Below are 14,010 nucleotides of genomic sequence, written 5' to 3'. Positions count from 1 at the left end.
ACCCCGACTCGCGCCGAATCGAAACCATCGCGCGGTGAACGGTGTCAGACTATGAGAATACTGCCATTTTTGCAGGATTTTCGGCGCGAATCGGTCGATATTATTGACGGCTTGCTTACCCTTTTTGGCTAGGGCTAAGCGGGTGGAAAGCATGATCAAAATCGCACCATCCCCAGCCGGTGAAGCGGCCATCGAACCGCCGCCGGTGGACCGCGCGCGGCCGCGTTCGGCGGTCAGCGCGGGGGTCGGCCTCGTTGGACTCGCGGGGCTGACCAGCTATTTGCTGATCGCGCGCTATGCGCCCGAGATTGCGGGCTGGCTGGGCATCGACTGGGGCGACCGCGGGCCGATGAACGGGCCCAATTCGGCGATCGCGAGTGTGCTCGCCTGCGGTATCCCGATGGTGCTGTGGTCGGTTTTCGTCGACAAGGTCCACCGCAATCCCTCGACCGGGATCGACTGGGCGCAGCGCCGTCCGTGGCGCGAAACCCTTGATATCAGCCTGACCAAGCTCGCCGGCCTGTGGGCGACGTGGGGGTTGATCGCTCTCGCCTATGCGATGATGCGTTTTTACTGGGAGGGCAATTACGCCTTTTCGATGAACCTGCTGGAACGGGTCGCGCCGTGGCTGCTGCTCGTGTCGGTGCCCTATATGCTGTGGCTCGATCGCCGCATGATCGAACCGCGCGACGGATGCTATCAATTCGGCCGCTGGTTGATCGCACCCGGTCAGCCGGTCGACAGCCGCGCGATGGCGCATCATTTCCGCGCCTGGGCGGTGAAGGGGTTTTTCACCGCTTTCATGCTGTCGATCGTGCCGGGCAATTTCTCGGCGCTGGTCAGCGTGCCGATGCGCGAGATACTTGCCAATCCCTATATGACCGGGATCTGGACGATCAATTTCCTCTATCTGATCGACGTCCATATCGCGACCGTCGGCTATATCCTGACCCTGAAGCCGCTCGACGCGCATATTCGCACCGCCAACCCCTATGGCATGGCGTGGGTCGCGGCGCTGATCTGCTATCCGCCCTTCATCCTGATGAACAACGGGCCGCTCGACTATCAGGTGAACGGGGCCGACTGGGGCTATTGGCTCCAGGGGCATGACGGGCTGATGACCCTGTGGGCGATATTGCTCGTCGGCCTGATCGCCGTATACGCTTGGGCGACGATGGCGTTCGGCATCCGCTTTTCGAACCTGACGCACCGCGGGATCATCACCCACGGCCCCTATGCCTTCACGCGGCACCCGGCCTATGTGTCGAAGAATCTCAGCTGGTGGGTCGGGTCGATGCCCTTCCTCGTCACCTCGGGCGGTTGGGCCGAGGCGCTGCGCAATTGCACGCTGCTCGCACTGGTCAGCGGGGTCTATTACTGGCGCGCGAAGACCGAGGAGAAGCATCTCCTCGCCGATCCCGCCTATCAGGCCTATTGGAACTGGGCGCAGCAGCATGCACTGGTGCCACGTCTGTTCGCCCGGCTGACGGGACGCAAGCGGCCGTTGATCCGGCTCGAACCCGACGAGCGGGTCGGGCCGGTCGCTTAAAAGCTGAGTTCGTCGTAGATTTTGCTGAGATCGCCGCCCCACGCGCCTTCGTAGCGGTCGAGCAGGTCATGTGCAGGCGAGCGCCCGCGCTTGACGATCTGGCGCAGTGGCTCGAGGAAACCGACCTCATTGTCACCCATTGAATTGACCTCGGCGCGCGCGGCGAGGCCCGCGGCCGCGATGTCGAGTACCTGCGTGGCGAGTTCGCCCACGGTGCCGCCGCCGGGTGCCGGGGCGTCGAGGCCTTCGCTGGGGACGGCATCGCGGAGCGCCTGCTGTTCCTCGATGCTCCAATTCTTGACCAGATCCCATGCCGCGTCGAGCGCGCCCTGATCGTAGAGCAGGCCGACCCACAGGGCGGGCAGCGCGCAGATGCGGTTCCATGGCCCGCCGTCGGCACCGCGCATCTCGAGAAAGCTCTTCAGCCGCACTTCGGGAAAGGCGGTCGACAGATGGTCGTTCCAGTCGGAGAGGTAAGGCTTTTCGCCCGGCAGCGCGGGCAGCTCACCCTTCAGAAAGTCGCGGAAGCTCTGCCCCGCTGCATCGATATATTTGCCGTCGCGGAAGACAAAATACATCGGAACGTCGAGCATATAGTCGACGTAGCGGTCATATCCGAAGCCGTCCTCGAATACGAAGGGCAGCATGCCGGTGCGCGCGGGGTCGGTGTCGGTCCAGATATGGCTGCGGTACGACATGTAACCGTTGGGCTTGCCCTCGGTGAAGGGCGAGCTGGCGAAAAGCGCGGTCGCGAAGGGTTGCAGCGCGAGCGACACGCGGAATTTCTGCACCATGTCGGCTTCGGATGAATAGTCGAGGTTGGTCTGGATGGTGCAGGTGCGCAGCATCATGTCGAGCCCCATGGTGCCGACGCGCGGCATATGGTCGAGCATGATCTTGTAGCGGCCCTTGGGCATGATCGGCAGTTCGGCGCGCGTCTTGTCGGGCCACATGCCGAGCCCGAGGAAACCGAGGCCGAGTTCGGCACCGACTTCCTTGACCTGTTTCAGATGGCGGCCGGTTTCGGCGCAGGTCTGGTGGAGATTCTCGACCGGCGCGCCCGACAGTTCAAGCTGGCCCGCGGGTTCGAGGCTGACCGTGCCGTCGCTGCCGGCAAGCGCGATGACCTTGCCGCCCTCGATTACCGGTTCCCAGCCGAAGCGGGTCAATGCCATCAACAGGTCGTGGATGCCGCCGGGTTCGTCATAGCTTGGCGCGCGATGATCGGCAGTGCGATACACGAATTTCTCGTGCTCGGTGCCGATACGCCAGCGATCCTTGGGCTTTTCGCCCTTGATCATGGGGGCCGCGAGCTGGTCGCGGCTTTCGACGATGGGATCGTTGCTGTCCGATGCGGTGCGCGTGCTCATATCGCGCCATTATACGGTTCGGTACAGAAAGCAATCGGGGGCGTCGTCACCGGCAATATTGCGCGGCTAGTTGATCGTTACGTTAAAGCCGACCGCCATCGTTCCCGCCGCCGCCAGCATCGCGGTGACGGCCGATATGGTCGTGCCGCTGATCGACGCGCCGAACGGATCGCTCTCATCGGCGCCGCTCGCATTATCATCCTCGACCGTCGTTGCCCCCGCACAGCTCGTGCCGCTGCGCAGCGACCCGGGAACGAAGCTCGTCGTCGCGGGCAGTGCATCGGTGATATTGATTCCCGTCGCGGTGGCGCTGCCATTGTTGGTGACGAGGATGCAGTAGAGCATCGTCGCGCCGGGAATCGCTTTGGGATTGGTGGTGCCGTTCGTCGGGTCGCTGACGAGGCTGCTCGTCTTGGCGATCGTCAGATTGGCGACCGGGCGGCAGAAGCTGATGTCGTGGATCGCCATCCCCTGCTGGCCGGGATTTGCGGGCGCGAGGCTGTGGCTGCCATAGGTGATGGTGATGCTGTCGACGGGCGCGGCGAAGGTCACGACGACGGTGCCGTCCGCGCTGCCGTCGGCGGACAGCCCGTCGCCATAGGCGCTGTTGCCGATCACATAATTGGAAACGCCGTTGGTCAGCGTCGGCGTGACGGTCGCGCCATTATAGCTGCCCGTCACCGTCACGCGGTCGGCGAACTGGCCCGAGGCATAGTCGAGGTCGAACAGCCGAAACTGCGCGCCCGGAACCGCGGTCGGCAGGGTGATCGTCGAGGTGACGATGCCCGTCTGGCTGGTGAAATCGACCAGCTCGAAAATCGAATATTGGGCGGGGGACAGGCCGCCGGTGACGGTGTTCTGCCGCGTCGGCGACTGACCGCCATAGGTTGCGTTGCTCAGGAAAGCCCCGCCGCTGATGCTGATACCGACGTTCATCGTGCCGATTGCGGTCAGCGGATAGCTGGCGCTGGTTGTTCCCGCCGTCCAGCTGACGCTGTCCCAGTCGTGGATGGTGATGCCCGCCGGACAGATGAGCGCGGGCGGTGTTCCGGCAGTGCGCGTTCCCGATACGGTGAAGCTGGCCGACGCATAGTCATCCTCGCTCGCCGCACCATTGCCCGGGGTCGAGTCGAGGTCGACCACCGACGAGGCCGCGATCTCGGCGACATTGGCGATCGTTACCCCCGAAGAGGCGACGACGGTGCCGCTGATCGTCAGCGTCCGCGTCGTCCCGGGCGGGATGCTGCCGACCGTCCACAACCCGGTGCCGCTGTTGTAGGTGCCGAAGCCCGATGCGCTCGCGAAGCTGAACCCCGCAGGCAGCGTGTCGAGCACGGTCACGCCGGTTGCGGTGCTCGGCGAGGCGGCGGCATTGGTGACGCTCAGCGTATAGCTGATGCTCGCGCCCGATGCTGGCGTCGCATTGCTGACGCTCTTGCTCAGCGACAGGTCGGCGTATGCGGCCGGACGGCTGGTGAGATAGAGGTCGGCGCGCGTGAAGCTGCCATTGTCGGACGAGGGAAACTGGTCGCAAATTTCGAGCCGCCAGGTGCCGGAGGCGTTCTCGCCATTGAACGCCGACAGCGGCGCGTTGGGGCGAAAGCTGTTCTGGTACGGCGGCGCGCTGGTCGAATGATTGGTCGTGTCGCCGTCGGTGTTGACCGTCGGCGCCGCATCATCGTCGAGCCGGACATTGTAATTGTCGCCTGACAGGCTGCCGGTGTCGCCGTTGACGAGCTGGACGCGCGTACCCGCAGGCGATTGCAATGTGATGCGAAGGTCGCCGCGCCAGCTATGCGTCGCCAGCATCGCCAGATCGACGTCGCCGACAATATAGCTTGTCGCGACGGTGAAATTGCGGACGAGCGACGTCGTGCAGGGCGTCGATGCGTTGATCGTCCCTGTCGTCGTGTTGCTGTAGGTGGTTGTCGTCTGCGCCCCGGCCGGCGCGGCGACAAGCGCCATCGCCAGCGAGGCGAGCATCATCAACGCGCGCATGCACTGCATAAACTGGTCCCCACACCAGCAGTATCGGCCCTGGTCCTGCCGCTGCATGGCTCCTTTATGGACCGGGCATGGCTAACAGGCGGTTAAAGCCGGGCCGATTCTGTCCGACACCGGGACAGTTTTGGCTTTGTCTCAGCCCGTCGCGGCCCAGTCGCCATGAAGCGCCATCCACAGGCCGGTCGCGGCGATGGCGGCGGTTTCGGCGCGCAGGATGCGCGGGCCCAGCGTGATTCGCCGCGTTGCTTCACAGGCGAGCAGCAGCGCACGCTCGCGATCGGTGAAGCCGCCCTCGGGGCCGGTCAGGATCGCGGCAGGGGCGGGAGTATCGAGCGCCGTCATCGGCGTGCCCCCCGCCTCGTCGGCGAACAGCAGCGCGCGCTGCGCGGGCCACTCGCGCAGCAATTGCGGCAGCTTGACCGGTTCGGCGAGGGTGGGAACCGCGGTGCGTCCGCATTGTTCGCAGGCTTCGATAATCTGCGCCTCCAGCCGCTCGCGCTTGACCCGCTCGACGATCGTGCGCTCGGTGATCACCGGTTGCAGCCGGGCGATCCCCAGCTCGGTCGCCTTTTCGATGATCCAGTCGAGTCGCGCCTTTTTGACCGGGGCGAAGCAGAGCCACAGGTCGGGCACCTGCTCCAGCGGGCGCATCTGGCGTTCGATCTGCACCGTCAGCGATCTCTTGCCGGCGTCGGCGATCGTCGCCAGCCACTCGCCGCTGCGGTTGTCGAACAGCAGGATCGGGTCGCCGACCTTCAGTCGCATGACGTTGAGCAGATAATGGGCGGCCGGCCCGTCGATCGCGGGGGCGCCTCCGTCCGCGAGCGGCTGGTCGATGAACAGGCGGGGCGTGCTGGCGGGTGGCCAGGCTGGGGTCGCAGGCATGGCAGGGCGATAGCAGAAGGCGATTTGCCGCGCACCTCCTGTCGTTCTGCGGTCGCTCAGGGAGAGCGGAGAGGGCGATTATCGATTTGGTAAGCAGTTCCGTCCTAGTGCGAGACGAGCCGTCATGCATCTGGGTGGGCCGCATGACGGGCCAAGAGGGGTTCAGACCATGCGAGGGACCATCATCAGCCGCTTGCGGCCGGGTGCCAGCACATTCATTCGTGACGAGGGTGGCAACGCCCTGATGCTGACGGCGGCGGCGCTTCTTCCGATTCTCGGCATTGTGGGGTCGGGCGTCGATATCGGTCGCGGCTATATGGCGCAATTGCGCCTGCAGCAGGCGTGCGATGCCGGCGTGCTCGCCGGACGCCGCGCCATGGCTGGCGGGGACTATGGCAGCTCGCAAAAAGCCGAAGCGAACAAGATGTTCAACGCCAACTTCCCTGCCGGCATCTATGGCAGCGAGGCGATCAGTTTCGAGTCGGTGCCGAGCGGCACGACCGACGTCAAGGGCACCGCGAGCGCACAGCTGCCGACCGCGATCATGGCCATTTTTGACAAGCCACAGTTTGACCTGACCGCGAATTGCGCGGCCAAGCTGGAAATTTCCAACACCGACGTGATGCTCGTGCTCGACGTCACGGGGTCGATGTCGCGCACGAACGCCGGAGATTCGGTTTCGAAAATCGTGGGGCTGCGCAACGCGACGATGATATTCTTCGACACGCTGACCAAGGCGGAGATCGGGGATGGCAAGCTGCGCTTTGGCGTCGTTCCCTATAGCGGGACCGTCAATGTCGGGGCGATTTTGAACAAGGCGAATCCGGCGTGGCTGTCCGATTCAGTGAGGCTGCCGTCGCGGACGCCGCGTTACGACAAAAACGGGAAGTTCGTCGATTATACCTATGAAGACCGGACGCTCCCCGTTGCCGGAGCCAAGGGCGGCGGGACAGTGAAATTCAATACAGGAGACAAGGGGGTGGATAAATCCGCCACCTGGGATGGCTGTATCATCGAGCGGAAGACCACGGCTTTCAATGCCACGACGACCGCACCGGCGGCGGCTTATGATATGAATATCGACATGGTGCCCACGGCTGACGACGACACCAAATGGAAGCTGTTCTTTCCTGATTTCGCCTTTACGCGCGGTTCTTCGTCCTCCTCGACCGGATCGGATAAAAACAGCTTCGGTGAGAATGCGGACGACGGTGATGATACCGCGGCATGCCCGGTGCCGGCGATGAAGCTGACCGAGATGAATGACGCGGGCAAGACCGAATTCACGAACAAGATCGCGTCGCTGAGGCCGCAGGGATTTACCTATCATGACGCCGGCATGGCGTGGGGCGCGCGGCTGCTTTCGCCGGCGGGCCTTTTCGCGAACGAGAATGCGACGGCTTCGAACGGGCGCCCGATCAGCCGTCACATCATCTTCATGACCGATGGCGAAATGACCGCACCGATGGACAATTATTCGCATCAGGGCGAAGAACAGGTCATCGCCCGCATCGGGGCGACGAGCGACAGCAATGCCGTCGCGCGCCACAACAACCGCTTCGTGCAGCTTTGCGAAAAGGCAAAGAATATGCAGGTCGGTAACAATGATGCAAAGGTCACCATCTGGGTGATCGGCTTTGGCGTGACGCTGAACAGTCAGCTCACCCAATGCGCGACGCCCGGCAAGGCCTATCAGACGGGAAGCGCGGAAAAGCTCAAGGGCATATTCCAGTCGATCGCCGATCAGATTTCGCGCCTGAGGCTGTCGCAATGACCCGGGGTCTTCGCCAGCGTGCGCGCAATTTCGGTCGGCATCAGCGCGGCGTCGCGGCCATCGAGTTCGCAATAACCGCGCCGCTCTTCCTGCTCCTGTTGATGGGCATCTTTGATTTCAGCTGGCAATTTTACGCCAAACAGGTGTTGCAGGGCGCGGTGGCCAAGGCGGCCCGCGATGCGACGCTGGAATATAACGCCACGGATCAGACTGCGCTCGATGCCAAGGTTCGCAGCGAAGTGCAGAAGGTGTTCGTCAATGCCAATGTGACCTTCACGCGCAAAGTCTATGACAGCTTCGACCAGATCGGAAAGCCGGAAGCGTTCAAGGACAAGAACGGCAACAACAGCTATGACAGCGGCGAATGTTTCGAGGATTTTAACGGCAACGGCACCTGGGACTCCGATCGCGGAAAGAATGGCAATGGCGGCGCCGACGATGTCGTCCTCTATACGGCGGCAATGGAGTTCAAGCGCGTTTTGCCCGTGTGGCAGATGCTGGGCCAGCCGCAGTCGACGACGCTGACGCAGACGACGGTGCTGCGCAACCAGCCCTATCGCGCCGGCACCGACGCCAATCCGGCGAAATGCTCATGATCGCGCGCCGCAATCCTGTCCGCCTGGCCATGGCGCGCTTGTGGCGGAACCGCCGCGCCGCAGTGGCCGTCGAAATGGCCTTTGCGATTCCCGGGCTGGTTGTGCTCGGCTTTGGCGGGATAGAAATCGCGAACCTGACCCTGACCCATACACGGATCAGCCAGATCGGGCTCAGCGCCGCCGACAATGCCTCGCGCATCGCGTTCGGAAGCAGCCTGTCGCAGCCCTCGATTCGCGAAATCGACATCAATGAGGTGTTCACGGGGGTCGAAGCACAGGCCGCAGGCCTCGATTTCAAACCCAATGGCCGCATCATCCTGTCCAGTCTCGAACGCAATCCCGATGACGGGCAATGGATTCACTGGCAGCGTTGCTATGGCGATATGAAAGTCAATTCGGCCTATGGCCCGGAAGGAACGGGGATCACCGGGACCGATTTTCCCGGGATGGGGCCCGAAGGCTCCGAGGTAAAGGCGCCGGCCGGGACCGCGGTGATGTTCGTCGAGATCACCTATCAATATAAATCGCTCGTCTATGGCAAGTGGCTGAAGCCGCAGACGATCCGGTCGACCGCCGCTTTCAACATCCGCGAAGGGCGCGACCTGCAGCAGGTCTATAATCCCGCGCCAGCGGCGACGCCGTCGACCTGCACCTGATAGCGATCAGGCCGACAAGGTGAATCAGGCATTTATTGGCGAGGCGGGGGCTGCTATCGCGCGTCACCACGCATGACCGCCATCCATCCTCCCGACAGCCAGCATCAGGGGCTGATTGCCCTGCTTCCCGCCGGGGCGCGGCCCTATGCGCTGCTTGCGCGCTTCGACCGGCCAATCGGCATCTGGCTGCAATATTGGCCCTGCGCGTTCGGCGTCGCGCTCGCGGGTGGGGCGGTCAGCCATTGGCCGCTGTTCCTGTGGCTGATGCTCGGCGTCGTCGCGATGCGCAGCGCGGGGTGCGTCTATAACGACATTGTCGATCGCGACCTCGACGTGCGCGTGGCGCGCACCGCGTCGCGGCCCGTCGCGAGCGGTGCGGTTTCGGTGCGCAACGCCGCCTTGTGGATGATCTTCCTGTCGCTGCTCGGCCTGCTCGTGCTCATTCAGTTGCCGCTGGCGGCGCAGATTGTCGCGCTTGGCAGCTTGCTGCCCGTCGCCGCCTATCCGTTCATGAAGCGCATCACCTGGTGGCCGCAGGCGTGGCTGGGGCTGGTGTTCAGCTGGGGCGCGCTCGTCGCCTGGGTCGCGGTGGGCGGCATCGAGGGGCTCGCGCTGCCGTTGCTCTATGCCGGCTGCATCGCGTGGGTGATCGGATATGACACCATCTATGCGCTTCAGGACATCGAGGACGACATGATGATCGGTGTCAAATCGAGTGCGCGGGCGATGGGCCGCCATGTTCGCGGCGGGGTTGCGCTTTGCTATGGTGCCGCGCTCGCCGGTTGGGCCGGTGCCTTGTGGGCGGTGCGTCCCGATCCGCTCGTGCTGGTCGCGCTGGTCCCGGCGGCGCTGCATCTGACGGGGCAGGTGGTGACGCTCGACCCGGCCAATGGCGCCGACGCGCTCGCCAAGTTCCGCAGCAATCGTTTCGCGGGGCTGTTGGTCCTGGCCGCGATGCTGGTGGTGGGAATGGCGCCCTAAGGCTTGAATCCGCTGACGCCGGTTGCGCAGCCGAAGAAATGGCGCCGGAACTCGACCTTCAACCCCGCCTCGCGCAGCATGTCGGCAAAACGGCGCGCGTCGCCAAAATTGGTACAATAGGTACCGATCATCGCGAAATCCTGCGCCCCGCGCAGAAAGAGGCGTTCGACCAACGGAAGTATTCCCTTGAGGTAGAGCAGATATAGCGGACGCAGGAACCAGCCCTTCGGGTCCGATGCCTCGATGAAGGAAAAACGTCCGCCCGGCCGAAGGAGGCGCGCGGTCAGATCGGCAAGCTCACGTAGCTGGGTCTCGTTGAAGGTTTTGAGGCCGAAGGTCGAAAGGATGAAATCGGCCGAGGTCGCCGGCAAATTGCTCGCAAACACATCATCTTCCACAAAGGCGATGCGATGGCTCCGTTCGCGATGAAGCCTTTCCATCGCCAGCTTGTGCATGCCCGATGAAATATCGACCGCGGTGATGTCGCTGACATCGGGGTGGCGGCGAAACAGGTGTGGCCAGACTTCGCCCGTGCCTGCCATCAGGTCGAATCCCGATAAGCCGCCGGTGCCCGGCAGATCCAACCGCTCGACGCATTGGCGGCGCCATCGCTCGGTGAATCCCATCGAACAGAAGGTGCTGAACAAAATATAGCGTCGCGAACAGCGATCGAAGATCCCCTTCACGAACACCGGATCATAAATGTCGACAGCGGCTTTCGTCATTCCGCCGCGAGCAGTTCTTCGGCGCCGCCCAGATCGACCGAGACGAGCCGCGACACGCCTTTCTCGATCATCGTCACCCCGAACAGGCGGTGCATGCGCGCCATCGTCACTGCGTTGTGGGTGACGATCAGGTAACGGGTGTTGGTCTCACGCGACATCCGGTCGAGCAGGTCGCAGAAACGCTCGATATTGGCGTCGTCGAGCGGCGCATCGACTTCATCGAGGACGCAGATCGGCGCCGGATTGGTCAGGAACAGGCCGAAGATCAGCGCGACCGCGGTCAGCGCCTGTTCGCCGCCCGAGAGCAAGGTCAGCGTGCCGAGCCGCTTGCCCGGCGGTTGCGCCATAATCTCCAGCCCCGCCTCGAGCGGATCGTCCGAATCGACCAGTTCCAGATGCGCGTGCCCGCCGTTGAACAATGTCGTGAACAGCCGCTGGAAATGCCCGTTGACCGTCTCGAATGCCGCGAGCAGGCGGACGCGACCCTCGCGGTTCAAATTGCCGATCGACCCGCGCAGGCGATGGACCGCCTGCGTCAGTTCTTCGATCTCGGCGGCGCTCTTCTCGCGTTCGGTGTCGAGTTCGGCGAGTTCGTCGGCGGCGACGAGGTTGACCGGACCCAGCCGCTCGCGATCGGCGATCAGCCGGTCGTGCTGGGCCGATTCGGCGTTCGCGTCGCGGACGTCTTCGCTGTCGAACCCGGCCTTTTGGGGGAGCAGCGGTGGCGGACATTCGAACCGCTCGCCCGACAGCCGCCCCATTTCGATCCGCCGCAGTTCGGCATTTTCCGATCGCGCGACCGCCCCGGCGCGGGTTTCGCGCGCCGCGGCGACGCGCTCGCGGATCGCATTGAGCGCCGCTTCGGCCTCGCGCAGCGCCGCTTCGGCTTCGCGTTCCTGCACTTCGGCGGCGGCGGCCTTTTCGCGCAGCGCCGCCTGCTGTGCCTCCGCCGCGGTGCGCTGTTCGGCGAGCCGCTCGGGCACATTGGCGAGCTTTGCCGCTTCGGCGGCCAGCGCATCGGCGCGCTTGTCCATATCGGTGACGCGCCGCGCCGCTTCGCCCGCGCGCGCCTTCCAGCTCTTGATCTCGGCGCTCACCACCGCTTGCCGTTCGCTCAAGGCGGCGAGCGCGCGGTCGTGCGCGGTCAGCGCGTCGCGCGCGCTGACCGCATCGGTGCGGGCGCGTTCGGCGGCCTGTTCCCCGGCGTCCAGCGCGGCGCGGGCGATGCTGTCGTCGGGCAGCGCGGCGAGCGCGGCTTCCTGCGCCGCGAGCTGATCGGCCGCCTCTTTCGCCGCCTCGGCGATTTCGCCCAGCCGCCGGTCGAACATCGCCGTGGCATCGCGATGACGGTCGAGCGCTGCCTGCGCCTGATCGGCGGCGCGCAGCGCGGTGCGCCGCGCTTCGTCGGCCTGCGCAAGCTGCCTGCGCGCGGTCGCGGCATTTTCGGCGAGGGTTGCCGCGCGCGCGGCGGCCGCCTCGCGCCTGTCGCGCAGGTTCATGACTCCCAGCTCAACCTGCGGGCGCTGCGCCGCAAGCGCGTCGAGCCGGTTCTGCCGTATCAATCTTTCGCTGGCCGTCGCGCCGTCACCGCGCGACACAAAGCCGTCCCAGCGGCGCATCACGCCCTCGGTCGTCACCAGCCGTTGCCCGGTGGCCAGCGGCTGACCTTCGTCGCGGTCGGCCACCGCGACCTGCGCCAGCCGTCGTGCGAGCGCTTCCGGTGCCTTCACATATTCGGCGAGCGCCCGGGTGCCGGCGGGCAGGCCGGGGTCGTCGCCCCGCGAATCAACGCCGCCCCAGCTGCGTGCCGCGGCGCTGTCGGTTCCGGCGTCGAGATCGTCGCCCAATGCGGCGGCAAGGGCGGCTTCATAACCCGGCGCGACGCGCAGCTGGTCGAGGATGCGGTTCGCGTCGCTGCGTGCGGCAGCGAGCGCGCGTTCGAGCGTCCCCGCCTCACCGTCGAGCGCGGCGAGTGCGGCGCGCGCTTCGGCGAGTCCGGCGTCGATCGTCGCGAGGTCGGCGGCGGTGGCTTCGCGGTCGGCCTCGGCGGCCTGCAATGCCTGTTCGGCGGTCGCGATGGCGCCTTCGGCCGCTCCGGCTGCGGCTGCGCTTTCGCTCTGCTTCGCGGCAAGCGCGCTGCTGTCACCCAGCGCGGCGATTTCGGCATCGACGCGCGCCTTGTCCTGTCCGACGCGCCGTACTGCCGCCTCGGCGCTGTCGCGCGCCGACACCGCGATGCGCCGGTCGGCGGCCTCGCTCGCCGCCTTGGCGCGCGCCTGCGCCAGCGCGACCTCGGCATCGCGCAGCCGTGCCTGCGCGCTCTGGTTTGCCTCGGCGAGAACCGCCTTGCCCGCGTCGTGCGCGGCGATGTCGCGCGCCAGCGTTTTGGTTTCGGCATCGAGCGCGGTCAGCGCCGCATGTGCGTCGCGCGCCAGTTCGCCTTCGCGCGCGCGGTCGTCGGCGAGCCGTGCCTGCTGCGCCGCCAGATCGTCGAGGCGCTGGCGTGCCGCGCGCTCTTCTCCCTGCAACCGCACCTGCGTCGCGGTGACTTCGGCCAGCGCGTCGCGCTGCGCCTGTGCGTCGCTGCGCGCGGCGGCAACGCGGGTGGCGACCTCGGTCTGTGCGTGCGAAAGCTCCTCCAGCCCTTCCTGTGCGGCTTTCACCGCGGCTTCGGCGGCGTCGGCGTCGCGGCGCGCCTGATCGGCGGCGGCGGCGGCGTCGCGCCAGCGGGCATAGATCAGCCGTCCTTCGGCGATGCGAATCTCGTCGCTGAGCTTTTTATATTTTTCGGCGGCGCGCGCCTGCCGCCGCAGGGCGTTGGCGCGCACTTCCATGTCGGCGACGATTTCGGACAGGCGCGTGAGGTTGGTTTCGGTCGCGCGCAATTTCTGCTCGGCATCCTTGCGGCGGACGTGCAGTCCGGCGATCCCGGCGGCTTCCTCCAGCATCGCGCGGCGATCGGTCGGCTTGGCGGCGATGACATTGGCGATCTTGCCCTGGCTGACCAGCGCCGGGCTGTGCGCGCCGGTCGCGGCGTCGGCGAAGATCAGCGCGACATCCTTCGCGCGCACGTCGCGGCCGTTGGCGCGATAGGCCGATCCTGCGCCGCGTTCGATGCGGCGGATAACCTCGAGTTCGTCGCCGTCGCTTCCATCGGACAGGCCGGCGACGAGTGCTCCTTCGGTGTCGCAGTGCAGGGCCACTTCGGCGAAATCCCGCGAGGGGCGCGACGAGGTGCCGGCGAAGATGACGTCTTCCATCCCGCCGCCGCGCATCGATTTGGCGGAGGATTCGCCCATCACCCAGCGGATGGCCTCGAGCAGGTTGGATTTGCCGCAGCCATTGGGGCCGACGACACCGGTCAGGCCGGGTTCGATGCGAAGCTCGGTCGGTTCGACGAAGCTTTTGAAACCGGTCAGGCGCAGGCGCTTTATCTGCACGAAGATACTCCGTGCAGTGTGATGATTCGC

General features: G+C 65.3%; 10 protein-coding genes. 5 read left to right on the top strand and 5 right to left on the bottom strand.

Translation table 11 applies throughout. The features are described from left to right. The first annotated feature begins 151 nt into the window (after positions 1-151). Positions 152-1,549, top strand: coding sequence for a methyltransferase family protein (locus CDQ91_RS06900; RefSeq protein ID WP_088472008.1), 1,398 nt, complete (start codon positions 152-154; stop codon positions 1,547-1,549). On the opposite strand, the gene CDQ91_RS06895 is transcribed toward CDQ91_RS06900, so the two are convergent. The 3 genes from CDQ91_RS06895 to CDQ91_RS06885 form a co-directional block, all read right to left on the bottom strand. Then, positions 1,546-2,919, bottom strand: coding sequence for a glutamate--cysteine ligase (locus tag CDQ91_RS06895; protein ID WP_088472007.1), 1,374 nt, complete (start codon positions 2,917-2,919; stop codon positions 1,546-1,548). The genes CDQ91_RS06900 and CDQ91_RS06895 overlap by 4 nt on opposite strands. 66 nt (positions 2,920-2,985) lie before the next feature. Continuing rightward, complete coding sequence (locus CDQ91_RS06890) at positions 2,986-4,926, bottom strand: proprotein convertase P-domain-containing protein (RefSeq protein WP_237245861.1); 1,941 nt, start codon at positions 4,924-4,926, stop codon at positions 2,986-2,988. A 132-nt stretch (positions 4,927-5,058) separates the two neighbouring features. Next, the gene (locus CDQ91_RS06885; protein WP_088472006.1) at positions 5,059-5,808 is read right to left on the bottom strand and encodes a 16S rRNA (uracil(1498)-N(3))-methyltransferase; all 750 of its coding nucleotides are present in this window, start codon (positions 5,806-5,808) and stop codon (positions 5,059-5,061) included. A 169-nt stretch (positions 5,809-5,977) separates the two neighbouring features. Here CDQ91_RS06885 and CDQ91_RS06880 point away from each other — a divergent pair, with 169 nt between their 5' ends. The 4 genes from CDQ91_RS06880 (at position 5,978) to ubiA (ending at position 9,815) form a co-directional block, all read left to right on the top strand. Continuing rightward, positions 5,978-7,582: a pilus assembly protein gene (locus CDQ91_RS06880; protein ID WP_088472005.1), complete on the top strand. Its 1,605-nt coding sequence runs from the start codon at positions 5,978-5,980 to the stop codon at positions 7,580-7,582. Then, the gene (locus tag CDQ91_RS06875) at positions 7,579-8,178 is read left to right on the top strand and encodes a TadE/TadG family type IV pilus assembly protein (RefSeq protein ID WP_088472004.1); all 600 of its coding nucleotides are present in this window, start codon (positions 7,579-7,581) and stop codon (positions 8,176-8,178) included. Before CDQ91_RS06880 ends, CDQ91_RS06875 begins: the two co-directional genes overlap by 4 nt. Continuing rightward, positions 8,175-8,834, top strand: a complete 660-nt coding sequence (locus CDQ91_RS06870; RefSeq protein ID WP_237245860.1) for a TadE/TadG family type IV pilus assembly protein — start codon at positions 8,175-8,177, stop codon at positions 8,832-8,834. Before CDQ91_RS06875 ends, CDQ91_RS06870 begins: the two co-directional genes overlap by 4 nt. 72 nt (positions 8,835-8,906) lie before the next feature. Next, entirely contained in the window at positions 8,907-9,815 is a 909-nt protein-coding gene (ubiA, locus tag CDQ91_RS06865; RefSeq protein ID WP_088472002.1) for a 4-hydroxybenzoate octaprenyltransferase, read from the top strand. Here ubiA and CDQ91_RS06860 read toward each other — a convergent pair. Together CDQ91_RS06860 and smc are read right to left on the bottom strand one after the other, a co-directional pair. After that, positions 9,812-10,540 (bottom strand): class I SAM-dependent methyltransferase, encoded by a 729-nt coding sequence (locus CDQ91_RS06860; RefSeq protein ID WP_088472001.1) that lies wholly within the window; start codon positions 10,538-10,540, stop codon positions 9,812-9,814. The genes ubiA and CDQ91_RS06860 overlap by 4 nt on opposite strands. Then, positions 10,537-13,980, bottom strand: a complete 3,444-nt coding sequence (gene smc, locus CDQ91_RS06855) for a chromosome segregation protein SMC (protein WP_088472000.1) — start codon at positions 13,978-13,980, stop codon at positions 10,537-10,539. Before smc ends, CDQ91_RS06860 begins: the two co-directional genes overlap by 4 nt. Positions 13,981-14,010: the final 30 nt, after the last annotated feature.

The organism is Sphingopyxis witflariensis (assembly GCF_002205635.1).
In the GTDB taxonomy this organism is placed as follows: domain Bacteria; phylum Pseudomonadota; class Alphaproteobacteria; order Sphingomonadales; family Sphingomonadaceae; genus Sphingopyxis; species Sphingopyxis witflariensis.
This window is presented reverse-complemented; position numbering and strand designations above follow the sequence as displayed.